Annotated in this window: 22 protein-coding genes and 1 pseudogene; 8 read left to right on the forward strand and 15 right to left on the reverse strand. The window is 63.8% G+C overall.

Annotation, left to right across the window (positions count from 1 at the left end):
* Window positions 1-29: 29 nt before the first annotated feature.
* The 3 genes from JG739_RS22500 (at window position 30) to JG739_RS22510 (ending at window position 1,816) form a co-directional block, all read left to right on the forward strand.
* Window positions 30-776 carry an SDR family NAD(P)-dependent oxidoreductase gene (locus JG739_RS22500; RefSeq protein WP_202363436.1) on the forward strand — a complete coding sequence of 249 codons (747 nt, stop codon included), beginning with the start codon at window positions 30-32 and terminating at the stop codon, window positions 774-776.
* Between the two features lie 81 nt (window positions 777-857).
* Window positions 858-1,487, forward strand: coding sequence for a hypothetical protein (locus JG739_RS22505; protein WP_202363437.1), 630 nt, complete (start codon window positions 858-860; stop codon window positions 1,485-1,487).
* A gap of 125 nt (window positions 1,488-1,612) precedes the next feature.
* On the forward strand, window positions 1,613-1,816 hold the full coding sequence (locus JG739_RS22510; protein ID WP_202363438.1) for a hypothetical protein: 204 nt from the start codon (window positions 1,613-1,615) through the stop codon (window positions 1,814-1,816).
* A gap of 14 nt (window positions 1,817-1,830) precedes the next feature.
* On the opposite strand, the gene JG739_RS22515 is transcribed toward JG739_RS22510, so the two are convergent.
* Complete coding sequence (locus tag JG739_RS22515) at window positions 1,831-2,337, reverse strand: OsmC family protein (RefSeq protein ID WP_202363439.1); 507 nt, start codon at window positions 2,335-2,337, stop codon at window positions 1,831-1,833.
* Window positions 2,338-2,569: 232 nt separating this feature from the next.
* On the opposite strand from JG739_RS22515, the gene JG739_RS22520 reads away from it, so the two are divergent.
* Window positions 2,570-3,454, forward strand: coding sequence for a DMT family transporter (locus JG739_RS22520; RefSeq protein ID WP_202363440.1), 885 nt, complete (start codon window positions 2,570-2,572; stop codon window positions 3,452-3,454).
* A 450-nt stretch (window positions 3,455-3,904) separates the two neighbouring features.
* Complete coding sequence (locus JG739_RS22525; protein WP_202363441.1) at window positions 3,905-6,127, forward strand: AMP-binding protein; 2,223 nt, start codon at window positions 3,905-3,907, stop codon at window positions 6,125-6,127.
* 3 nt (window positions 6,128-6,130) lie between these two features.
* Here JG739_RS22525 and JG739_RS22530 read toward each other — a convergent pair whose 3' ends face one another.
* From JG739_RS22530 to JG739_RS22540, 3 genes are all read right to left on the reverse strand, one after another.
* Entirely contained in the window at window positions 6,131-6,394 is a 264-nt protein-coding gene (locus JG739_RS22530) for a hypothetical protein (protein ID WP_202363442.1), read from the reverse strand.
* A gap of 259 nt (window positions 6,395-6,653) precedes the next feature.
* Window positions 6,654-7,469, reverse strand: a complete 816-nt coding sequence (locus JG739_RS22535; protein WP_202363443.1) for a CDP-alcohol phosphatidyltransferase family protein — start codon at window positions 7,467-7,469, stop codon at window positions 6,654-6,656.
* A gap of 3 nt (window positions 7,470-7,472) precedes the next feature.
* Complete coding sequence (locus JG739_RS22540) at window positions 7,473-8,171, reverse strand: phosphatidylserine decarboxylase (protein ID WP_202363444.1); 699 nt, start codon at window positions 8,169-8,171, stop codon at window positions 7,473-7,475.
* A gap of 242 nt (window positions 8,172-8,413) precedes the next feature.
* On the opposite strand from JG739_RS22540, the gene JG739_RS22545 reads away from it, so the two are divergent.
* Window positions 8,414-9,286 carry an SMP-30/gluconolactonase/LRE family protein gene (locus tag JG739_RS22545; RefSeq protein WP_202363445.1) on the forward strand — a complete coding sequence of 291 codons (873 nt, stop codon included), beginning with the start codon at window positions 8,414-8,416 and terminating at the stop codon, window positions 9,284-9,286.
* Between the two features lie 3 nt (window positions 9,287-9,289).
* On the opposite strand, the gene JG739_RS22550 is transcribed toward JG739_RS22545, so the two are convergent.
* The 3 genes from JG739_RS22550 to JG739_RS22560 all read right to left on the reverse strand — a co-directional run bounded on the left by JG739_RS22550 (window position 9,290) and on the right by JG739_RS22560 (window position 13,040).
* Window positions 9,290-11,176: an ABCB family ABC transporter ATP-binding protein/permease gene (locus tag JG739_RS22550; RefSeq protein WP_202363446.1), complete on the reverse strand. Its 1,887-nt coding sequence runs from the start codon at window positions 11,174-11,176 to the stop codon at window positions 9,290-9,292.
* An 84-nt stretch (window positions 11,177-11,260) separates the two neighbouring features.
* Window positions 11,261-11,587, reverse strand: a complete 327-nt coding sequence (locus JG739_RS22555) for an ArsR/SmtB family transcription factor (RefSeq protein WP_202363447.1) — start codon at window positions 11,585-11,587, stop codon at window positions 11,261-11,263.
* 64 nt (window positions 11,588-11,651) lie between these two features.
* Entirely contained in the window at window positions 11,652-13,040 is a 1,389-nt protein-coding gene (locus JG739_RS22560) for an Ig-like domain-containing protein (protein ID WP_202363448.1), read from the reverse strand.
* Window positions 13,041-13,218: 178 nt separating this feature from the next.
* Between JG739_RS22560 and JG739_RS22565 the strand changes: the two genes are divergently transcribed.
* On the forward strand, window positions 13,219-13,830 hold the full coding sequence (locus JG739_RS22565; protein WP_027152697.1) for an LOG family protein: 612 nt from the start codon (window positions 13,219-13,221) through the stop codon (window positions 13,828-13,830).
* Between the two features lie 189 nt (window positions 13,831-14,019).
* Here JG739_RS22565 and JG739_RS35495 read toward each other — a convergent pair whose 3' ends face one another.
* Both JG739_RS35495 and JG739_RS22570 read right to left on the reverse strand, forming a co-directional pair.
* On the reverse strand, window positions 14,020-14,370 hold the full coding sequence (locus JG739_RS35495) for a hypothetical protein (RefSeq protein ID WP_244749520.1): 351 nt from the start codon (window positions 14,368-14,370) through the stop codon (window positions 14,020-14,022).
* The gene (locus JG739_RS22570; RefSeq protein ID WP_244749521.1) at window positions 14,310-15,350 is read right to left on the reverse strand and encodes a PQQ-dependent sugar dehydrogenase; all 1,041 of its coding nucleotides are present in this window, start codon (window positions 15,348-15,350) and stop codon (window positions 14,310-14,312) included. The genes JG739_RS35495 and JG739_RS22570 overlap by 61 nt, the downstream gene beginning before the upstream one ends.
* 207 nt (window positions 15,351-15,557) lie before the next feature.
* Here JG739_RS22570 and JG739_RS22575 point away from each other — a divergent pair, with 207 nt between their 5' ends.
* A complete protein-coding gene (locus tag JG739_RS22575) occupies window positions 15,558-16,559 on the forward strand; it encodes a transporter (protein ID WP_202363449.1) in 1,002 nt (333 codons plus the stop codon).
* A gap of 9 nt (window positions 16,560-16,568) precedes the next feature.
* On the opposite strand, the gene JG739_RS22580 is transcribed toward JG739_RS22575, so the two are convergent.
* From JG739_RS22580 to JG739_RS22605, 6 genes and pseudogenes are all read right to left on the reverse strand, one after another.
* Window positions 16,569-17,255: a glutathione S-transferase family protein gene (locus tag JG739_RS22580; protein ID WP_202363450.1), complete on the reverse strand. Its 687-nt coding sequence runs from the start codon at window positions 17,253-17,255 to the stop codon at window positions 16,569-16,571.
* A 16-nt stretch (window positions 17,256-17,271) separates the two neighbouring features.
* Window positions 17,272-18,201 carry an EamA family transporter RarD gene (gene rarD, locus JG739_RS22585; RefSeq protein ID WP_202363451.1) on the reverse strand — a complete coding sequence of 310 codons (930 nt, stop codon included), beginning with the start codon at window positions 18,199-18,201 and terminating at the stop codon, window positions 17,272-17,274.
* Window positions 18,202-18,284: 83 nt separating this feature from the next.
* The gene (gene cimA / locus JG739_RS22590; protein WP_202363452.1) at window positions 18,285-19,901 is read right to left on the reverse strand and encodes a citramalate synthase; all 1,617 of its coding nucleotides are present in this window, start codon (window positions 19,899-19,901) and stop codon (window positions 18,285-18,287) included.
* A 2-nt stretch (window positions 19,902-19,903) separates the two neighbouring features.
* Window positions 19,904-20,860, reverse strand: a complete 957-nt coding sequence (gene pip / locus JG739_RS22595; protein WP_202363453.1) for a prolyl aminopeptidase — start codon at window positions 20,858-20,860, stop codon at window positions 19,904-19,906.
* Window positions 20,857-21,333, reverse strand: a complete 477-nt coding sequence (locus tag JG739_RS22600; RefSeq protein WP_202363454.1) for a GFA family protein — start codon at window positions 21,331-21,333, stop codon at window positions 20,857-20,859. The genes pip and JG739_RS22600 overlap by 4 nt, the downstream gene beginning before the upstream one ends.
* Window positions 21,330-21,819, reverse strand: a pseudogene (locus tag JG739_RS22605) (GFA family protein). Before JG739_RS22605 ends, JG739_RS22600 begins: the two are co-directional and overlap by 4 nt.
* Window position 21,820 lies beyond the last annotated feature (1 nt).

Below are 21,820 nucleotides of genomic sequence, written 5' to 3' on the forward strand. Positions count from 1 at the left end.
CGTAGAGCGCTAAACTTCGGAGTTGCCCGGTGACCCCTCCCCTCGACCTTTCCGGCCGCGTCGCGGTCGTCACCGGCGCCTCGCGCGGCATCGGCTACTTCATCGCCCTCGAACTTGCCGCCGCTGGAGCGCACGTCATCGCGGTTGCCCGCACCGTCGGCGGACTGGAGGAACTCGACGACCAGATCAAGGCAACGGGCGGACAGGCGACGCTGGTGCCGCTCGACCTCGCCGACATGGCCGGCATCGACCGGCTGGGCGGTGCCATCCATGAGCGATGGGGCAAGCTCGACATCCTCGTCGCCAATGCGGCGGTGCTCGGCGTCATCTCGCCGATCGGCCATGTCGAGGCCAAGACCTTCGAGAAGGTGATGACCATCAACGTTACCTCGACATGGCGACTGATCCGCTCGGTCGACCCGTTGCTCAGGCTCTCCGACGCAGGCCGTGCCATCGTGCTTTCCTCCAATGCCGCCCATTCGGCGCGGGCCTTCTGGGCACCCTATGCGGCGTCGAAGGCGGCAGTCGAGACGATGATGCGTTCCTGGGCGCATGAGACGGAAAACTTGGCCCTCAGGGTCAATGCCGCCGATCCCGGCGCCACCCGCACCGCCATGCGTGCGCAAGCGGTGCCCGGCGAGGATCCGGAGACGCTGCCGCATCCCCAGGAGATCGCCAAACGCATCGTGCCGCTGGCCAGCCCTGCGCTTACGGAAACCGGGCTGATCTTCCAGGCCAAGCACAACCGCTTTGTTGCCTACCGGCAGCCGGAGTAGACGCATCGCGCATTTCGACGGAAGAATTGCGCCGCAGCCGACGTTATTGGAATGCCAGATTTTCCAAAACGGAGGACCACCATGCGCAGACTGCTTCTCGTCACCGCCGCTGCATCGCTGGCAGCCATCGGCGTCGCATCCTCGCAGGATGCGACGATGAGCTTCTTCGTCACCAGCGTCGGCTCGGGCAAGGGCGCCGATCTCGGCGGCTTGGCGGGCGCCGATGCGCATTGCGCCTCGCTGGCTGAAGCCGCTGGCGTTGCGGGCAAGACATGGCGCGCCTACCTCTCGACCAGCGACACCGATGCGCGCGATCGCATTGGTAGGGGACCGTGGTCCAACGCCAAGGGCGTCAAGATCGCCGACGATGTCGCTTCGCTGCATAGCGATGCCAACGCCATCACCAAGCAAACAGCGCTCAACGAAAAGGGCGAAATGGTCAACGGCCGCGGCGACAAGCCCAACCGCCACGACATTCTGACCGGCTCCAAGCCCGACGGCACGAAAATTGCCGACCAGACTTGCGGCGACTGGACGCTCAGCGGAGCGGAAGGTGCGGCAATGACGGGCCATCACGACCGCACCGGTCTCGACGATTCGGCCGCCGCCAAATCGTGGAATTCCTCGCACGCTTCACGCGGCGGCTGCAGTCAGGAGGCACTGAGGAGCACCGGCGGCGACGGCCTTTTCTATTGCTTTGCCGTGAACTGAGCTGGCCCAACAAATGCAGGACATCACGCGGCCTGGCGTGGCGACCCACCGCGCCAGGCCGCGCTTTCGCCGATCGCCCGGAGTTGATAGGATCGCCCGACTCCCACAACAAGCGAGGAACTTCCATGGCTTCGAGCGCAGCGTTGGTCTGGTATCTGGTGATTGCCGGCCCGCAAGGCGGCATGGTGGTGCTGCCCAGCACGTTCGACACTCGCGAACAGTGCGCCTTCGCCGTCACCGAATATCAGAAGCAGCCAACGCCGGCCGGCTGGTCGGTGCAATGCGTGCCGAGCGCCTCGCCGTTCGCCGACGAGGGCGAAAGCGAGTAGCCGGCGGCGCAGGTTCAGCGCTGAGCGCTGACCGTCAGTTCTGGCCTGGTATTGATGGTCTGAAACACCACGCAATAGCGTTCGGTCAGCTTGAGCAGTGTGTCGACGCGCTCTTGTGGTTCGTCGGTGTCGAGGCCGAAATTCAGCCGGATGGCGCGAAAGCCGACCGGCGCATCTTTTGCCACGCCTAAAGTGCCGCGAAAATCGAGATCGCCTTCGGCCTCCACCGTGGCGGCGCCGAGTTTGAACTCCAGCGCCGTCGCCACTGCCTTCAGCGTTACGCCGGCGCAAGCGACCAGCGCCTCCAGCAGCATGTCGCCCGAGCACAGTTCGAGCCCGGAACCGCCGGTAGCCGGATGCAGACCAGCAACGGCGAGCGCCCTGCCGGTCTCGACCTTGCAGGCGATCGACTGGTCGTCGACCGAGCCCTTGGCCCGAAGCGTGATCAGCGCGCGCGATGCATCGTCGCGATACACCTCCTTGAGCGGTGCCTGCATGGCCTTCAGTCCGGTGGCGTCCATCTCCAATCCTTTCGACGGGTCGTTTTCATCGCTCGTCACGATATTCGAATGGACCGGTACGGCCCAAGCCCGATCTCACGACATTGGATCGGAGTGACAAGCATCGGCTTGATAAGATGAATCGACCGCAATGCGCATTTCCGCAGCGGCTGTAGAATACGGCAAACCCCTGCTGACAGTACGGTGTCAGGACAAGGCAGCGTAGTCTGGTGAGATGACGGGATCCCTAAGCATGCCAGGCAGTACTGACACCGCCGCCGAGCGCACCCTTGGCATCATCCTGGTTTCGGCGTCGGCGGCGGTGTTCGGCCTCACCGGCGTATTGACCAAGTCGATCCATGCCGATCCGCTGACCATCACCTGCTGGCGCGGCTTCGTCGGCTCGATCCTGATCAGCCTCTATGTGCTTTGGCGGCGCCTCCGATCCGGTGGGCGTGAAAGCCTTCGCCTCGGCTGGCGCGGCTGGCTGTTGGCGAGCCAGGGAGCGCTAGCCAGCATCGCCTTCATCTCGGCGTTCAAGTTCACCTTCGTCGCCAATGTTGCGATCATCTACGCCACTGCGCCCTTCGTTACCGCGCTGCTCGCCTTCATTCTGGTTCGTGAGCGCTTCCGGCTGCAGACGCTTGCCGCCGCCGCCGTGTCGCTCAGCGGCGTGGCGATCATGGTCTGGTCCGGCTTCGGCACCGGCCATCTGTTCGGCGACGGGCTGGCGCTGCTGATGACAATCGGCAGCGCGCTCTACATGATCATGGTGCGCGCTTTCCGCGATACGCCGGTGGTGTGGGCCGGGGCGGTGTCGGCATTTCTTTTGTTCGTGCTCGGTTGGTTCGTCACCGATCCATTGGCCGTCTCGGCCAAGGACGCAGTGTTGCTCGTCGCCTTCGGCACGTCGTTCGCGCTGGCCTCTATTCTGTGGACGGAGGGCGCGCGGCTCATTCCGGCTGCCGAATCCGGCCTGCTGGGCTCGGCTGAAGTACCGTTCGCGATCCTGTTCGCCTTCCTGTTCCTGGCCGAGGTCCCGCCAGCCGCCAGCATGATCGGCGGCGCCATCGTGCTCTGCGCGGTGTTCGCCCATGCCGGGCGCGACTGGCATGCGGCCAGGCAGCGCTCTGCCTGAGAAAGATCCGCCCCTGAAATTAACTTGCCCGTGCAAATTAATTAGCAAGGTCATGGAACCATCAGCGCGTTCAGGCATTGTTGAGTTCGACGGGTCATCCAAGTCCCCCCCAAACCCCTCGGCCCGTCTAACCTATAGCCGATCGCAAGGTCGGCTTTTTCTTTTGCGAAATCAGCTAGGTGCGCCGGCCAAGGCAAGGTTGCTGCTGAACAGCGCAGCCAAATCCTGGGCGGGGTCGGCAGAGAAGCAGCCCGGCCAGGCAGGCACTCATGCCGTAGGCGCTTTCTCTGCCACAAGAAAAGATAGGCATCGCACTTTTTTCAGGGCCGGCTAGCCAGGCAAGGCGAAGGTATCGCACCTCCGCATTGACGTTGAGCCCACTTCGTCTAGGTTCTCATCGAAGCGGTCGGGAAGAGCCGCGAGGTGAAAATCTGTTGGGAGAGACGCGGCATGATCCTGACACTGGCGCTGCTTGCGGGGCTCGTCGCGGCCTGGCTGCTGATCGGCGTGGTGGAAAAGTTCCGCCTCGGCCTGGGCTTCACGCAGGCGCTGCTCTATGTGCCGTTCAAGCTCGCCTACCGGATTGCCGACGACCGCATCAAGATCGCCCGCAACGCAGCCGCCCCGGTCATCTACGTCATTTCGCATCAGTCGCGCCTCGAACCGGCGCTGATGCTGTCGCTGCTGCCGGAAGACACGCTGCACATTCTCGACCAGGCCTCTGCCAGGTCGCCCTGGCTCGAACCATGGCGCGAGCTTGGCCGCACCATCGCCTTCAACGCCGAGCATATCTTCGTCAGCCGCCGGCTGGTGCGGGTGCTGAAGGGCAAGGGCCGCCTTGCCGTCTATCTGCCGGATGCGGTCGAGCCTGATATCAAGACATTTCGCCTGTTTCGCGCCGTCACCCGCATCGCCATGCAGGCCGATGCCCGCATCGTGCCGATCTTCGTCGCCGGCGCGCGTACTCTGCCGGTATCGCTGACGCCGGCAGACAAGGCGCCGAGGCGCTGGTTTCCCCTTCTGTCGATCAGCGTGCTGGAGCCAATGACCATCGCCGAGTTGGTAGCGCGAAATCCTGATCAGTCCTCGAACACCAACGCGCTGTTCGACAGTGTCGCCGAAGCCCGGCTTTTCGGCAACGATCTTGACCGCGGCCTGTTCCTCGCCATACGCGACGCCGCCGACCGAATCGGCGCTTCGCATCCAATCCTCGAAGACGTGGTCAGCGGCACGTTGAATTACAGAAAGCTGTTCATCGGCGCGCGGGTGCTGGGCCGCCGCTTCGAGGCGGTGACGGCGCCGGATGAAGCGGTTGGAGTGCTGCTGCCCAACGCTAACGGTGTCGTGCTGTCGCTCGTTGGCCTGTTGTCAGCGAGCCGGGTGGCGGCGATGATCAACTACACCGCAGGCCCGGCCAACGTCACCGCCGCCGTGCGCACGGCCGAAATCCGCACCGTGGTTTCGTCGCGAGCCTTTATCGACAAGGCCAACCTCGCTGATATCGTCGCGGCGGTGGAAGAGGGCGGCGCCAGGCTGTTATGGCTGGAGGATGTGCGGGCCAGCGTTACCGTGCTGGACAAGCTCGCTGCCGCCTTGCTGTGGCGCTGGCCGCTGCAGCCGCAGAATGCGGCCAAGCCAGCAGTGATCCTGTTCACCTCAGGCTCGGAAGGCACGCCGAAGGCGGTGGTCCTGTCGCACAGAAATCTTCTCGTCAACGCCATGCAGGCTGAGGCCCGCATCACCATCTCGCCGGCCGACATCCTGCTCAACGTGCTGCCGGTGTTCCACTCGTTCGGGCTCACCGGCGGCACCATCCTGCCACTGGTTACCGGCGTGAAACTGTTCCTCTACCCCTCGCCGCTGCACTACAAGCTGATCCCCGAGGTCGCACGCAAGGCAAGGCCTACCGTCATGTTCGGCACCGACACCTTCCTCGCCAACTATGCGCGCACCGCCAAGGACGGCGATTTCTCCAGCCTGCGCTTCATCGTCGCAGGCGCCGAGGCGGTGAAACCGGAGACCCGCCGCGTCTACCGGGAGCGTTTTCAGGCCGAGATCATCGAAGGTTTCGGGCTGACCGAGGCGTCACCAGTCGTTGCTGTCAATACCGCCATCCACGGCCGCGACGGCACGGTCGGGCGGCTGTTGCCGGCCATGCGCATGAAGCTCGAGCCGGTCGAGGGCATCAGCGGCGCCGGACGGCTACTGCTCCAGGGGCCGAATTTGATGATGGGCTACATGACTTCAGATCGGCCCGGAGAATTGCAACCACTCGACGGCTGGCACGATACCGGCGACATCGTTTCTGTCGACCGCGAGGGCTTCATTACCATTCGCGGACGGGCCAAGCGCTTCGCCAAGATCGCCGGCGAGATGGTGTCGCTGGGCGCGGTCGAGATGCTGGTGCAGTCGCTGTGGCCGGAAGAGCACCACGCTGTGGTGGCGGTGCCGGACAAGCGCCGCGGCGAGCGTATCGTGCTGGTCACCACCGCCGATGACGCCGACCCCGATGAATTGCGCAAATTCGGCAGGCAAGCCGGTGCCGCCGATCTGATGGTGCCCAACGACATCGTCAAGGTCGAGGAAATCCCGGTGCTGGGCTCTGGCAAGACCGACTACGTCTCGACCCGCAAACTGGCGATTGAGCGACTGGGGCTCAGTGCGGCGGCCTAGCGCCTAGAGGACCGCCACCGACAACAGCAGGATGAACCCGACCGCCATCATCAGCAGGCCCGGCCAGTTCTGCGACAGGCCGAGGAAACCGAGACCGCGCCGCCGCGGCTCAAGTGTCGGGCCTGGCGTTGCAAGATTTGGCGTCGAGCGATCCGGCGCCGCGCGAGCAGGCGCCGGATCGCTGAGCCGCCCACGCCATAGGGCTGCGCCAGCCATATACACAACGCCAGCGACAATGAGCAACGCGCCAATGAGGACGACGGCCATTTCTCCTACTCTTCTTTGAGCTCCTGCGCCTAGGACAGCAGCTTCAAGGTGATAGCGAGGCTACGTCGCGCACCTCGCCCGCTGAGTCAGAACGGTCTAGGCGCCGGCAGGTTCCCGCTAGGAGCGGTATGCGTCCGAATTGAACCAATTGAACTGCGCATCCCGCTCTATCGTTTTAGCCGCGTTTCTGCGACGCCAAGTGATTCCACTTGGCTGCAAAATGCTCGGGATGCCCATCAGCGAATGGTTGACCGGTCTGTCAGCCGAAGTCCGAAGGCGGCACCTTCTCGCCTTCGCGCTTGGCGCGCCTGGAATAGGCGCGGATGCTGAGCGGCAGGAAGAGCAGATAGCCGGCAACCGACGCCGTCAGCGTGTACCAAGGATACGTCATCAACAGCAGGATGTAGAGGACGACACCGAGGATGATCGGCAGCACCTTGTCGCCCGGGACTTTCAGGCTTTTTCCGGAATAGACCGGCAGCCGGCTGACCAGCAGGAAGGCTATCAGAACGGTGAAACCGGCGGCGATGAAGGCGGCAGGGCGGGATGGCTCGACGCCAAGCCGCAGGAAGTACAGATAAAGCGGTAGCATCACCAGCACGGCGCCCGCCGGCGCCGGCACGCCGACGAAATACTCGGTCTGCCACTGCGGGCGATCAGTTTCTTCGTCGAGCACGTTGTAGCGGGCGAGTCTCAGCCCGCAGGCGATGGTGAACAGGAGCGCGGCAATCCAGCCCGGCGAGCCGGCCAGGTCGAGCAGGAAGGCATAGAGCACCAGCGCAGGTGCTACGCCGAAATTCACGATGTCGGCCAGCGAATCCATCTGCGCGCCGAATTTGGACGTCGCCTTCAGCATGCGTGCCAGGCGGCCATCGATGCCGTCGAGGAAGGCGGCCAGCAGCACCATCACCACTGCCGGCTCGAAACGGCCTTCGAAGCCGAAGCGGATGCCCGAGAGGCCGGCGCAGATGGCGAGCACTGTGACGAGATTGGGCAGCACCATGCGCATCGGAATTTCACGGATGCGCGGGCCGCCGCTGCCATGCGCCTCGAATTTTTTGAACGACGCGCCCACCGCTCAGGACACCCGCACGAGCGGCGTTGCGGCAATGCCGCCGAATTCGGCCAGTATGGTTTCACCGCCGACCGCAGTCTGGCCGACGGCGACACGCGGTGTTGCGGTCGACGGCAGGAACACATCGACGCGCGAGCCGAAGCGGATCAGCCCGAAGCGCTCACCGACGCCGATCGTGCCGCCGGTCTCGGCCCAGCAGACGATGCGCCGCGCCACCAGGCCGGCTATCTGCACCGCAGCCACCGTGCCGTTGGGACTATCGATGACCAGGCCATTGCGCTCGTTGTCGGCACTCGCCTTGTCAAGTGCGGCGTTGAGGAACTGGCCAGGCCGATGCTCTATCCTTGTGATACGGCCGCGCACCGGAGCCCGGTTCACATGGCAGGAGAAGACGTCCATGAACACCGAAATGCGGGTCATCTCGCCGCCCCCGAGGCCAAGTTCGCGCGGTGGCACTGCCGGACCGACCGCCGTGACGATGCCGTCGGCCGGGCTCACCACCAGCCGGTCGTCGACCGGCGTGACGCGCTCGGGATCGCGGAAGAAATACACGCACCAGGCCGTCAGGATGAGGCAGACCCAGAACAGGATCGAAGAGAAATAGCCGAGGAAGAGCGTCACCGCTGCGAAGGCGGCGATAAACGGATAGCCTTCGCGATGGATCGGAACGAACGTTTTCTTGATCGTGTCGACGAGGTCCATGGAATGGAAACAGCCTAGTTTCAGGTCCGGCCTCAATAGCGGAAACACCCTGTGGCCGCAACGCGACAATGAGGGAAAGCTGGATCGGGGCGTTCTCGCCGCATTGGTCGATCGCGGGCGTTGGAAGGGGTCCGATGAGCCTGTCCAAAAAGCATGACTGTTGTCGGGGCGAACCGGTCTCATGCGTCCTTGGAGATACGGGCCTTGTCAAAGCGCCCGCCGAACGAAAGCTGGAGGCAACAATGCTGTCACAGAAATCAGCAGCTAAGGAAGCGCGGGTCGTGATGAACGGTCTGGCGTTTGGCGAATCGCCGCGCTGGCATGATGGCAGGCTTTGGTTCTGCAACTGGGGAACCGGCCAGATCATCGCCGTCGATGCTGACGGCAACAGTGAAATCATGCTCACCGTTCCGGCCACCCTGCCCTTTTCGGTCGACTGGCTGCCGGACGGTCGCCTGGTCGTCGTCTGCGGGCGTGAGGGGTTGGTGCTGCGGCAAGAAGCAGACGGCACGCTGGTCACCCACGCCGATCTGCGACACCTCTCGGGGAACGCCTGGAACGAGATCGTCGTCGACGGGCGCGGCAACACCTACGTCAATGGCGGTGGGCCAGCGCCGGTTCCTGGCCAGCATTTCGGCCCCGGCTCCATCGTGCTGATTGCGCCGGACGGGTCCGTGCGTCAGGTGGCGGACAAGATCGCCTTCGCCAATGGGATGGCGGTGTCGCCTGACAACAAGACGTTGATCGTCGCCGAGTCCCACGCCAACAGGCTGACTGCCTTCGACATCGGCGCCGATGGCAGCCTTGCCAACCGGCGGCGATGGGCCGACCTCGGCAACGGCTTTCCCGACGGCATCTGCCTCGACGCCGAAGGCGCCATCTGGTATGCCGACGTCCCCAACCGGCACTGCGTGCGGGTGCGCGAGGGCGGGGCGATGCTCGACAGCGTCGACGCCGATCGCGGCTGCTTTGCCTGCATGCTCGGCGGCGCCGACGGCAAGACGCTGTTCATCGTCGCTGCCGAATGGCGCGGCTTCGAGCACATGATCAGCGATGCGCGCACCGGCCAGGTGCTCAGCATCGAGGCTTCCGCGCCTGGCGCTGGCTGGCCGTAAGGGCTACGACACCTCGGAGGGGCGGCGGCGGACAACGACGCCGAACTCGTCGCGCTCGCGAGCAATGCGCAACCGCTCCTCGGCCTCGGTTGCCTCACGCTGGCGGTCCCACATCGACGCGTACAGGCCGGCCTTGCGCATCAAGGCGGCATGCGTGCCGCGCTCGGCGATCTGGCCGTCCTGCAGCACGATGATCTCGTCGGCCGAAATCACCGTCGACAGCCGGTGGGCGATGACGATGGTGGTGCGACCCTTGCTGACGAGGTCGAGCGCCGCCTGGATCTCCTGTTCGGTATGGCTGTCGAGAGCCGAGGTCGCCTCGTCGAGCATCAGGATCGGCGGTGCCTTCAAAATGGTGCGGGCGATCGCCACGCGCTGCTTCTCACCGCCGGACAGTTTCAGTCCGCGCTCTCCGACCATCGAACGGTAGCCGTCGGGCAGCCGCTCAATGAACGGCCCGATCTGGGCGAGTTCTGCCGCCTTGCGCACATCCTCCTCACTGGCATCGATGCGGCCGTAGCGGATGTTGTAGGCGATGGTGTCGTTGAACAGCACGGTGTCCTGCGGCACCATGCCGATCGCCGCGCGCAAGCTGTGCTGAGTCACGTCGCGAATGTCCTGGCCGTCGATCAGAATCTTGCCGCCCTGGATGTCGTAAAAACGGAACAGCAGCCGCGAAATGGTCGACTTGCCGGCGCCCGATGGCCCGACAATGGCAACCGTCTTGCCGGCCGGCACTTCGAAGCTGATGCCTTTCAGGATCTTGCGGTTGGGATCGTAGGAAAACTGCACATCACGGAACTCGACCTTGCCGGAGCCGACGACCAGCGGCTTGGCACCCGGCTTGTCGACGATCTCCTGCGGCACATCGAGCAGATCGAACATCTGCTCGATGTCGGTCAGGCCCTGGCGGATTTCGCGATAGATGAAGCCGATGAAGTTGAGTGGCACCGAAAGCTGGATCAGCATGGCGTTGATGAAGACGAAGTCGCCAACCGTCTGCGTGCCAGCCTGCACCTCCAGCGCCGAAAGGCACATGACGATAACCGTGCCGAGACCGAAGATGACGCCCTGGCCGAAGTTCAGCCAGCCGAGCGAGGTCCATATCCTGGTGGCGGCGGTCTCGTAGCGCGCCATCGAACGGTCGAAGCGCTCGGCTTCCATGCCCTCGTTGTTGAAATATTTGACCGTCTCGAAATTGAGCAGCGAGTCGATCGCCTTGGTGCTGGCATCGGTGTCGCTGTCGTTCATGTCGCGGCGAATGACGATGCGCCAGTCGCTCGCCCTGATGGTGAACCAGATGTAGAGCCAGACCGTCACCGCCACCACAGCCACGTACTTCCAACCATAGGTGACCGCGAAGATGCCGGCTGTCAGCGCGAATTCGAGGATGGTCGGCAAGGTGTTGAGCACGGTGAAGCGGACGATCGTCTCGATGCCCTTGGTGCCGCGCTCGATGATGCGCGACAGGCCGCCGGTGCGGCGCTCAAGATGGAAGCGCAGCGACAATTGATGCATGTGGACGAAAGTGCGGAAGGCGAGTTGGCGCACCGCATATTGCCCGACGCGGGCAAACAGCGCGTCGCGCAGTTGGTTGAAACCGAGCTGCACCAGCCGCACGACATTGTAGGCGATGACCAGCATGACTGGCGCAAGCATGAAGGCCGGCAGCGGCGGCGCCGACTTGGCGTCGCCAGCCAGCGCATCGGTCGCCCATTTGAAGAAGTAGGGACCGGCAACCAGGGTCAGCTTGGCGACGACCAGAAGCACGGTTGCCCACACCACCCGCGCCCGCAGGTCGGCACGGTCGGCCGGCCACATATAGGGCCAAAGATTGCGCAATGTCTTGAAGGTCGAGCCAGAATCGGCGGAGACGGTTTTTTCGGCCATTTTATCGCCTTTTCGTATTTCTATTGCTTGACCACGATCTTTTCCGAAAATCGCTGAAGCGGTCCTTCGGATCGGGCTGATGGTCTAGCGGCCGGAGCAGCATGAATTGACCAGTGCGGCCAGCGATGCGGAAACATCTTCGAGCGCATCGCTGTCGACTTCATAGCGCGAGCGTTGCCGATCCGGCTCGTAGCGGACGAGCCCGGCTTCGACCAATATCTTTAAGTGCTGCGAAACGGTGGACTGCGCCAGGTCGAGATGGTCGACGACCTCGCGGCAGCAGCAGGAGCGGCTGGCCGAAAGATGCCGGAGAATTTCGATCCGGGCCGGATGCGAAAGCGCGGCGAGCTTCGCGGCGACGGTCTGGCTGTCGGCGAAGCCGCAGGTCTTCTCAGTCAAGGGAGCATTCATCGTCTATCGGCGATAGACGATGAACGAACTTTCTGCAAGAGCCCGCTAGGGAAGAAAAGGATTTCTAGTTTGCCTTTGTCGGGGCCGTCGTCATCTGGTCGCCCATCGCCTTGATGTTGGCGGCTTCGCCTTCCCTGGATTTTCCGGGGACCTTGAACACCTGCCCCGGCCAGATGCGGTCGGGATTCCTGATCTGATCCTGATTGGCGAGGTAGATGGTCGAGTAGCGAACACCTTGGCCGTAGACGCGCCGCGAAATCCGCCACAGCGTATCGTGGCGCCGGATGATAACGGCGCTGTCGGCGTGTTCGAGCTTCGGCGCTGCGGTCTCGGGCACTTCAGCCGAGGGCGTCGCAGCCGCCACATCGGCTGGCGCCTCGGCCGCGGGCGCCGCAGGCGTGGTTGCCGGCGCGGCCGGCTTTGCCTCGGCAGGCGCCACGGCGGCGATCGACTCACCCGGCTCGCGCTCGAACGGCACGGCGGCACGGGCCACCACCTTGACCCCATCGGCATCGAGCGCATCAACACGGATCGTGTAGGTGCCGACCGGAATGTTGCGCGTCGCCTCGACCAGAAAATGGCCGTCGGGCGAAGTCTTCGCGTCGCCGAGCAAGATATCGTTGGCATAGGCGCGCACCTTGCGGCCGGGGTCGGCGAGCCCGGCGACGAAGATTTTGTTGCCGTCGATCTCGATCGCTTCGACGACGACCTTTTGCCCTGAAGCTGGTGTCGCCGGAGCGGGCGCGGGGGCGGCTCCGACAGTGGCCGGCGCCGTGGCAGCCGGTGCGGCTGGTGCTGCGGCAGCGGGGTCCCCGGCAGCGGGGTCCTCGGCAGCCGGGGCGGCCGCCTTGTCGCCGGCAGGCGGCAACTCAAGCTTTGTCTCGGGTGTAGGAACGGTGAGCAATTCGGAGGCCTTGCCCGGCTCCTCGATCATCGCCAGCACCTGGCCAGCAGGAGTCTTGGGAATCGAGACGATAGCCGTCTGCGCCGAGGGGGTCACGACATTGCCGGTCATCGAGCGCAGCGCGATCGTGTAATCGCCGGGTTTCAAAGGATCGTCGAGAACGATGGCAAAAGCGCCATCGGCACCGGCGACCGCCGAGCCAAGAACCGTCGAACCGTTGAGGATTTCGACCTTGGCGTTGGGTGCGGCTTTACCGGCGACGACGATAGAGCCCTTGATCTCGACCCGAACGATGTCGAAAGTCGGCGCGATCGCATCGGCCGTGGCCGGCGCTGCCGGTGCCATCGCACCAGCGGCAGGCGCCGGCGGCGGCGGTGCGTCGGTCGCCGGTTCGGCCGGCTTCTCCACCGGCGGCGTCAGCGATGCCATGTCCGCCGGCGGCGTGCGATTGAGATACGGATCGAGCGCGCCCGACACATAGGCGGTTCCCGCCGCGGCGACGGAGCCGCCGACGACGAACAAAAACGCCTTCAAAGGATTAATTGCCATATTTCCCTGCCCTTAGCCACCTAATGCGGTCTAGCCTGTTTTGCCCAAGCCGACAAGAAAAAGGGCCGACGAGAACAAGGGGGCCGACACGAAAAGGGCCGACACGAATAAACGGGGCCGACAAGAAAAAACCCGCCCGGGCTTGACCGCGAATAAAGACCCAATCACCAATCATCTCATGAACACGATTCGATCCATCTGCGTCTATTGCGGCTCGTCTCCTGGCCGCGATGTAACCTACGCCAAGGCCGGACACCTGCTTGGGCGTTCGATCGCCAAGTCCGGCCTGCGTCTGATCTATGGCGGCGGCACCAGGGGCATCATGGGAGCCGTCGCCGAAGGCGCAATGCGGGCCGGCGGCAAGGTGACAGGGATCATTCCGCGCTTCCTGATCAACAGGGAGGCCACCGAAACCGCGCTTGACCGGCTCGACGAGCTCGTCATCACAGAAAACATGCACGAGCGCAAACATACCATGTTCGAGAAATCCGACGCGTTTGTGGCGCTTCCGGGCGGCATCGGCACGGTCGAGGAAATCATCGAGATCATGACCTGGGGCCAGCTCGGCCATCACCGCAAGCCGATCGTCTTCGGCAACGTTGGAGGATTCTGGGATCCGATGCTGGCGCTGCTCGACCATATGATGGCCGAAGGCTTCATCCACACCGCGCAGCGGGTCAGGCCGCTGGTGGTCGACGACCCGGAAGCGATCGTCGCCGCCATCATGGTCGCGGGATCGTCGGTCGACGCACCGACCGAGGGTGTGCAGTCGGTGATCGACAAGCTTTAGGGGTAGGCAGTAGGGGAGTAAGGCAGTAGGGCAGTAGGTAGTGAATTCCGCGCTGATGAGGCACTATCCATGCCGCGCTCATGAGGCACTGCCCTACTGCCCTACTGCCCTACTGCCCTACTGCCCTACTGCCCTACTGCCCTACTGCCCTACTGCCCTACTGCCCTACTGCCCTACTGCCCTACTGCCCTACTGCCCTACTGCCCTACCGACCCGCCAGATGACATTGCCGACATCGTCGGCGACGAGCAGTGCCCCGGTCTGATCGATTGCAACGCCGACCGGACGGCCCATCGCCTTGCCGTCACGCCCGACGAAGCCAGTGAGCACATCTCTCGGGTGGCCGCCCGGTTTACCACCGCGGAACGGCACGAAGATCACCTTGTAACCGCTGAGCACGCTCCTGTTCCACGAGCCGTGCTGGCCGACGAAAGCGCCGGAGCCGGAGGCAGGACCGAGCGACGCGCCTTTGGAGAAGGTCAGTCCCAGCGAGGCGGTGTGGGAACCCAGCGCATAATCGGGCTTGACCGCCCTCGCCACGAGATCGGGGCGCTGCGGCTTGACGCGTTCGTCGACGTTCTGTCCGAAGTAGCTGTAGGCCAGCCATAAAAAGCGCCGTCACGAACCGAGGTCATATAGTCCGGCACGAGATCGTCGCCGATCTCGTCACGCTCGTTCACGGCTACCCAAAGCTCGCCAGTTTCAGGGTTCCAGGAGAGCCCGTTCGGGTTGCGCAGCCCTGACGCGAAGACCCGGGTACGGCGGGTCGACCGGTCCACTTCAAGGACGGCGGCGCGGTTCTTCTCCACAGCCATGCCGTTTTCTCCAACGTTACTGTTGGAGCCGACGGTGACATAGAGCTTGCGTCCATCGGGACTTGCGATCACATCCTTGGTCCAATGGTGATTGAGATCGCCGGCCGGTAAGTCGACGATCTTTTCCGGCGGCGTTGTGGCTCGGGTCTGGCCATTGGAGTAGGGGAAAGCGACGAGCGCGTCGGTATTCGCCACATAAAGCCTGCCTTTGGACAGCGTCATACCGAAGGGTGAATTGAGGCCTTCTGCGAACGTCCTGCGCACATCCGCAATGCCGTCGCCATTGGTGTCGCGCAGGAGCGTGATGCGGTTGGCGCTTTTGGTCGCGGCCCCGGCGCGCTTCATGGCCAGGTCCATGAAGACCTTTTTAAGGCTGAAACCTTCGTCATGCTTGGCAGGGGCATTGGTTTCGGCAACCAGCACGTCGCCGTTCGGAAGCACGTGCAGCCAGCGCGGATGGTCGAGGCCGGTGGCAAAGGCGTTCACCGTCAGGCCCTTCGCCGGGGTCGGCATACCACCTTTCTGCCAGCCTTTCGCCTCGGCGATGTTGACGGTCGGGATCAGCGTCGGTCTTGGTTTCGGTAAAGTGGGGTTGGGGCCATAGCCGGTTATTGCCCCCGTTTTCTGCGCCGAAAAGCCAGCGCAGCTCGCCATGACGACTCCCAATACCGCTATGAGCATGCTTCGTGGGAAGCCGGCATGCATCGGACGTCCTCCGCGTGGATTGCGTCGTGCTCTTTACGCGAACGCGACTCAACGACGTATTATTCCAAACTGGCTCCAAATAACGGCGTTGGTACGCCGCCTCGGATGACCGTCAAAACCGTCACACCAAACCGGTTCGCCCGTGCTAGTAATCACAGCCTGGTCGCCGCCGCGCGGCGGCATATTCGAGAGGCTGACGACGCGACCATGACCATCACTCTCAACCCGGAAGGCGGCGATCTGTCGCCTTATCTGCCAGACGAGCACGGGTTGTTCTTCATCTATCACTTCACCGCCGAAGGCGCGAGAACCAAAGACGCGACCGCCACACACTGGACCTGGCGCAGCTACCAGCTTTCCGACCTGCGCGCCCGCCACGAGATCGCCACCGAGCCGGCTTTGCCGCCGCCGGTGCGCGATGCTTTCCTGTCGGCCGGCCATGGCTGCCATATCGACCTCGAGGGCGACTGGCTCTACGGCGATTTGCCGGACCTGCGACACGACTATTCGGCGGAGGCGCGCGGGCTCGGCCATTTCCGCTTCGCCTTCAACGACACAATGCTGATCGGCGGCCGCAAGCAACCGCTGCAATCGGTCGACAAAATCCGCAAGGCGATCGACAACGGATCGCGAAAGTTCCGCTCTCCGGCCGAACTGATCGAGGCTGTCATGGGCCAGTCGCTCGACGGCATGGCGACGGAACTCGCTAGCCTGGGCGACACGCTCGACGGCATTGAGGACCGCATCGTCTGCGACGCATGGCACAGTGAGCGGCAGGCGCTGGTCGATGCGCGCCGGCAACTGGTGGTCATCCACCGGCAGATGGCGACGTTAACCACCTTGTTCCGCCATCTCGACCATTCGCATCGCAATGACCTGCCGGACGCGATCAACGACATGGCGGCACGACTTTCCCACCGTGCCCATACATTGCATCATGACGGCGAGCAGTTGCAGGCCCGCGCCCGGCTCTTGCAGGACGAGCTGATGGCCAAGCTGACGACGCAGTCGAACCAGTTACTTTACATGCTGTCGGTGATGACCGCAGTGCTGTTGCCGATGACGATCATCTCAGGCCTGTTCGGCATGAATGTCGGCGGGCTGCCGCTGGTCGACACGCCGGTGGGCTTTTGGCTGGCGTCGGCGATATCGCTCGCCGTCGCGGCGGTCGTCTATCTGTTCGTCAGACGGCTGGGGCGCGGGATGTAGCGGCAACCGTTACAAGCTCGCGCGAAAATCCTCGATGACAGTGCCGGCGGCGCGCACCTCCGCTTCGTGGTTCGGCTCGCGCCACTCCTCTGCAAGGGCTGCCGCGTACCATTCGCGCATCGCCGGCAGTGCCAGCAATCGCGCCGGATAGCTGGCAGCTGCGCCCTCGAAGGACAGTCCGTAGGACTGAACCCTAAACGCCACCGGGGCAAAGAAGGCGTCAACGGCGGTGAAGCGATCGCCAGTGAGGAACGGTCCGCCGAAGCGCCGCAGCCCATCGTCCCAGAGATCGCCGAGACGAAAGAGGTCGTGCTTCAGCGCATCCGACATCGCCACCGGCGCGACGCGGACACCGCAGTTCATCGGACAGGAGCCGCGCAAGGCGGTGAAGCTCGAATGCATTTCGGCTGCCGCCGACCGCGCCCAGGCTCGCGCCTTCGCCTCGGCAGGCCAGACGCCCGCGTGGCGCTCGGCCAGATATTCAGTGATGGCGAGCGAATCCCAAACTGCCCAGCCGTCGTCAATCAGGCACGGTACGAGGCCGCTGGGCGAGAACGGCCGGTAGAGGCTCCAACTCGATCCGGTCGGAAATGGTGTCAGCCGCTCCTCGAAGCGGACGTCCAATGTCCGCATCAGCACCCATGGCCGCAGCGACCATGAGGAATAGTTCTTGTTGGCGATATGCAGGACATACATCGGAAATCCCTTGCCTTTACCGCGCTGCCGTTGCGGCAGGCCGGATCTCGCGGCCACGGAACATCGACCACGAATACATCGCCAGCGCAGTCCAGATCAGGCCGAAGGCGATGGCCTGGGTGCTGCCGAAGGGTTCGCCGAAAATCAGCACGGCGATCAGGAACACAATGGTCGGCGCGATGTACTGCATGATGCCGATGGTGGAGAGACGCAGCAGCTTGGCCCCGAAGCCAAACAGCAGCAGCGGTATAGCGGTGACCGGGCCGCAGCCGATCAGCAATGCGGTATCGCTCAGGGAACTGGAGACGAAATGGTCCTGCCCGGTGACGATAAGGAAGATGATGTAGCCGAGCGCGGGCATCGACAGCAAAAGCACTTCAAGCAAGAAACCCTGGCTGGGACCGATCGGCAGTGTCTTGCGGAAGAAGGCGTAGGCGGCGAAGGAAAACGCCAGCACCAGCGACACCCAGGGCAGCTTGCCGGCCTCGATCGTCAGCACCGCGACCGCGATGGCCGCCAGCACCACCGCCGCGATTTGCAGCCGGTCGAGCCGTTCGCTGAGCAGCAGCGCGCCGACAACGACGCTGACAAGCGGGTTGATGTAGTAGCCAAGCGCGGTCTCGATGGTACGGTCGACCGCGATCGCCCAGACATAGATGCCCCAGTTGACCGAAATCAGCGCCGCCGTCAGCGCCGCCATGGAAATGATGCGCGGCGAACGCAACGCCGCTTTGAAATCCGCCGTGCGGCCGGCCCAGATCAAAACGGCCGCCGCGATCGGCACCGACCAGACGATGCGGTGCGCGATGACTTCGGCCAACGGCAGATGTGCGACCGCCTTCATATAGAAGGGCAGCAGCCCCCACAGGAGATAGGCGCCCAGCGCCAGCAGGAATCCACGCCGGGCCTTTGAGTCTGCTTCGAGCTGAATTGCTTGCGTGGCCATGGCCCAACGCTATGCGCCAGCCGCCGGGCCAAGACCATCGCAAAGTTCTGATGGATCAATCGACTTTCGCTGATGGTTCAATCCTACTCCGCTGCAACCAGACCGGCCATCTCGCGGTTCTTCATCAGCTTGTAGACGATCGAATCCATCAGCGCCTGGAACGAAGCGTCAATGATGTTTTCGGAGACACCGACCGTCCACCAGCGGGCGCCGCTCGCATCGTGCGATTCGATCAGCACACGCGTGATCGCCTCGGTGCCGCCATTGAGGATGCGCACCTTGAAGTCGGCAAGCTCGAGGTCAGCGATCTCGTTCTGGAATTTTCCGAGGTCCTTGCGCAGCGCGATGTCGAGTGCGTTGACCGGGCCGTGCCCCTCCGCCACCGACATCTTCTCCTCGCCATCGACCAGCACCTTGACGATCGCCTCCGAGACCGTCTTCAGCTGGCCATTGGCGTCGAAGCGGCGCTCGACCATGCAGCGAAACGAGGTGACGCTGAAGAATTCCGGCAGGCCGTGCAGCATCTTGCGCGCCAGCAGCTCGAAGCTGGCGTCGGCGCCTTCATAGGCATAGCCCTCGGCCTCGCGCTCCTTGACCACTGATATCAGCGCATCGAGCCGGTGGTCGTCCTTCGGCATGTCGATGCCGCGCCGTTTCAACTCGGCAAGGAAATTGGCTTTGCCGCCCTGGTCCGAGACCATGACTCGGCGACGATTGCCGACCGCTTCCGGCGGCACATGCTCGTAGGTGGCAGGCTCCTTGGCCAGCGCCGAGGCATGGATGCCGGCCTTCGTGGCGAAGGCGGAAGCGCCGACATAGGGCGCCTGCGCTTCCGGCGCGCGGTTCAGCAATTCGTCGAAGGCGCGGGAAAGGCGCGATATGCCGGCCAACGCGTCGGCCGAGATGCCTGTCTCGAAGCGGTCGGAAAAGGCCGGCTTCAGCGCCAGCGTCGGCACGATCGAGATCAGATTGGCGTTGCCGCAGCGCTCGCCGATGCCGTTCAGTGTGCCCTGGATCTGGCGCACGCCGGCCTCGACGGCGGCCAGCGAATTGGCCACCGCCTGGCCGGTGTCGTCATGGGCATGGATGCCGAGATGGTCGCCGGGAATGCCGGAGGCAATGACCTTCTCGACCATAGCACGCAGTTCCGACGGCTGCGTGCCGCCGTTGGTGTCGCACAGCACCACCCAGCGCGCGCCGGCGCCGTAGGCGGTTCTGGCGCAAGCCAGCGCATAATCGGGATTGGCCTTGAAGCCGTCGAAGAAATGCTCGCAGTCGACCAGCGCTTCCTTCCCGGCAGCTACCGCCGCCTCGACCGAGGCCTTGATCGCCTCGAGATTTTCTTCGTCGGTGCAGCCCAGCGCGACGCGGACATGGTAGTCCCAGCTCTTGGCGACAAAGCAGATGGCGTCCGACTTCGACTGGACCAGTGCGGCAAGGCCTGGATCGTTCGAGGTCGACACCCCTGCCCGCTTGGTCATGCCAAAGGCGACGAATTTGGCACTGGCCGTGCGGTGCTGGGCGAAGAAAGCGGTGTCGGTCGGGTTGGCACCGGGATAGCCGCCTTCGATATAGTCGACGCCGAACCCGTCGAGCAGCCCGGCGATGGCGATCTTGTCCTCGACCGAAAAGTCGATGCCTGGGGTTTGCTGGCCATCACGCAGTGTGGTGTCGAAGAGATAGAGGCGCTCGCGGCCCATGCTCATTTCCCCGCAAACTTGTCCGTTGCCCGGATCAGCCGGTCGAGAATGCCCGGCTCCGAATAGGCATGCCCTGCGCCCTCGACCAGATGGAAGTCCGCCTTCGGCCACGCCTTGTGCAGCGCCCAGGCAAAGCGCGCCGGGCACGGCATGTCGTAGCGGCCATGAACGATGGTGCCGGAGATGTCCTTCAACTTGAAGGCATCACGCAGCAATTGCCCTTCCTCCAACCAGCCGGCATGGACGAAATAATGGTTCTCGATGCGGGCGAAGGCGACGGCGTAGTCGTCTTCGCCAAACCGGCTGCTGGTTTCCGGATCGGGCAACAGCGTGATCGTCTCGCCCTCCCACAGGCTCCAGGCGCGGGCGGCTTCGACCTGTGCCTTGCGGTCGCTGCCGACCAGCCGCTTGCGATAGGCGGCCATCATGTCGCCGCGCTCGGCTTCGGGGATCGGCGCCAGGAAGCGCTCCCATTTGTCGGGAAACATTTCCGAGACGCCGAACTGATAATACCATTCGAGCTCCGCACGCGTTAGCGTGTAGATGCCGCGCACGACCAGTTCGCTGACCCGCTCGGGGTGCGTCTCGGCATAGGCCAGCGCCAGGGTCGAGCCCCACGAACCGCCGAACACCAGCCACTTGTCGAAGCCGCACATGTCGCGCAGGCGCTCGATGTCGGCGATCAGATGCCAGGTGGTGTTGGCCTCGAGCGAGGCGTTGGGCCTTGATTTTCCGCAGCCGCGCTGGTCGAACAGGATGACATCGTAAAGCTTCGGATCGAACAGCCGCCGGTGCTTTGGCGAAATGGTGCCGCCTGGTCCGCCATGCAGGAACACGGCCGGCTTGGCGCCCTTGGTGCCGGAACGCTCCCAATAGACCTGATGGCCATCGCCGACATCGAGCATGCCTGACGCGAAGGCCTCGATCTCCGGGTAGAGGCTGCGCAGTTCATTGCTCATAATTTCAGGCCCTGCTGCGGCCAATTGGCCGTCTCGTGATCCGGATGCTGGAAGGAGATGATCGATTCCTGCCTTGTATAGTAGTCGGGATCGTCATGGACCGGCGCGTCGAAGATCTTCTCCACCCAAGGCAGCCGGGCGGCGTAATTGATCTGGATCTGCGGTGCGAGGTCGGAGCGATCGTCAAATGCACCGATGGCGATCTCCAGCCCGCCAGGCTGCCTGTAGGTCAACGGCGTGCCGCAGCGGCGGCAAAAGCCGCGATCGATGTTGACCGACGACTGGAAATAGCTCGGCTCCTCGCGCACCCATTCGACACCGTCCTTCGGCACCGTCACCAGCGCGCCGAAGAAGGACCCGAACTGTTTCTGGCACATGCGGCAATGGCAGATGGAAGGGCGCCCAAGCGCCCCACGGATGCGGAAACGCACGGCGCCGCACTGGCAGCCGCCGGTTCGAACGGTTTCGGTCATGATCTTTCCTCCGGCGGCCATTGTTCGGTGTCGTGGTCGGGGTGCTGGTAAGAGACGAGATCGGCGAGAGGAGGACGAAGAAGTATCGGCCAGCGTGTCCTCGCCGGGCAATTCGTGGATGTGATCGACATAGGGGAGTTTTGCTTCGATGCCCCACTGAACGGTCGGCGCGATCTCCTCCGCATGGTCGAACGCCGCTATGGCGAGTGCGATGCCGTCAGGCGCCTCGAACGTCAGCGGCGTGCCGCAATCGGCGCAAAAACCGCGCCACGCGGCGTTGGAGGAACGAAAGCGTCTGGGCGCGCCGCGCGTCCAGTCGAGTTTTGCACCACGCACCGACACCAGCGGCAGGTAGAAATTGCCGCTTGCTTTCTGGCACATGCGGCAATGACAGACGGAGGCGTCGCCCAGCGCGCCTTCGACACGGAAACGCACGGCACCGCACTGGCAGCCGCCTGTGTAGACCGGTCTGTTATCCAGGCTCATC

The organism is Mesorhizobium sp. L-2-11, assembly GCF_016756595.1.
GTDB lineage: Bacteria > Pseudomonadota > Alphaproteobacteria > Rhizobiales > Rhizobiaceae > Mesorhizobium.

What these genes read in the sequence shown, in the direction of transcription:
- JG739_RS22555 (WP_202363447.1), bottom strand. Translation starts at nt 11,587, where the DNA reads ATGAATGCTCCCTTGACTGAGAAGACCTGCGGCTTCGCCGACAGCCAG.
- JG739_RS22540 (WP_202363444.1), bottom strand. Translation starts at nt 8,171, where the DNA reads ATGGACCTCGTCGACACGATCAAGAAAACGTTCGTTCCGATCCATCGC.
- JG739_RS22530 (WP_202363442.1), bottom strand. Translation starts at nt 6,394, where the DNA reads ATGGCCGTCGTCCTCATTGGCGCGTTGCTCATTGTCGCTGGCGTTGTG.
- JG739_RS22580 (WP_202363450.1), bottom strand. Translation starts at nt 17,255, where the DNA reads ATGTATGTCCTGCATATCGCCAACAAGAACTATTCCTCATGGTCGCTG.
- JG739_RS22545 (WP_202363445.1), top strand. Translation starts at nt 8,414, where the DNA reads ATGCTGTCACAGAAATCAGCAGCTAAGGAAGCGCGGGTCGTGATGAAC.
- JG739_RS22600 (WP_202363454.1), bottom strand. Translation starts at nt 21,333, where the DNA reads ATGACCGAAACCGTTCGAACCGGCGGCTGCCAGTGCGGCGCCGTGCGT.
- JG739_RS22570 (WP_244749521.1), bottom strand. Translation starts at nt 15,350, where the DNA reads ATGCATGCCGGCTTCCCACGAAGCATGCTCATAGCGGTATTGGGAGTC.
- JG739_RS22510 (WP_202363438.1), top strand. Translation starts at nt 1,613, where the DNA reads ATGGCTTCGAGCGCAGCGTTGGTCTGGTATCTGGTGATTGCCGGCCCG.
- pip (WP_202363453.1), bottom strand. Translation starts at nt 20,860, where the DNA reads ATGAGCAATGAACTGCGCAGCCTCTACCCGGAGATCGAGGCCTTCGCG.
- JG739_RS22575 (WP_202363449.1), top strand. Translation starts at nt 15,558, where the DNA reads ATGACCATCACTCTCAACCCGGAAGGCGGCGATCTGTCGCCTTATCTG.
- JG739_RS22520 (WP_202363440.1), top strand. Translation starts at nt 2,570, where the DNA reads ATGCCAGGCAGTACTGACACCGCCGCCGAGCGCACCCTTGGCATCATC.
- JG739_RS22505 (WP_202363437.1), top strand. Translation starts at nt 858, where the DNA reads ATGCGCAGACTGCTTCTCGTCACCGCCGCTGCATCGCTGGCAGCCATC.
- JG739_RS22565 (WP_027152697.1), top strand. Translation starts at nt 13,219, where the DNA reads ATGAACACGATTCGATCCATCTGCGTCTATTGCGGCTCGTCTCCTGGC.
- JG739_RS22525 (WP_202363441.1), top strand. Translation starts at nt 3,905, where the DNA reads ATGATCCTGACACTGGCGCTGCTTGCGGGGCTCGTCGCGGCCTGGCTG.
- JG739_RS22550 (WP_202363446.1), bottom strand. Translation starts at nt 11,176, where the DNA reads ATGGCCGAAAAAACCGTCTCCGCCGATTCTGGCTCGACCTTCAAGACA.
- rarD (WP_202363451.1), bottom strand. Translation starts at nt 18,201, where the DNA reads ATGGCCACGCAAGCAATTCAGCTCGAAGCAGACTCAAAGGCCCGGCGT.
- JG739_RS22560 (WP_202363448.1), bottom strand. Translation starts at nt 13,040, where the DNA reads ATGGCAATTAATCCTTTGAAGGCGTTTTTGTTCGTCGTCGGCGGCTCC.
- cimA (WP_202363452.1), bottom strand. Translation starts at nt 19,901, where the DNA reads ATGGGCCGCGAGCGCCTCTATCTCTTCGACACCACACTGCGTGATGGC.
- JG739_RS22515 (WP_202363439.1), bottom strand. Translation starts at nt 2,337, where the DNA reads ATGGACGCCACCGGACTGAAGGCCATGCAGGCACCGCTCAAGGAGGTG.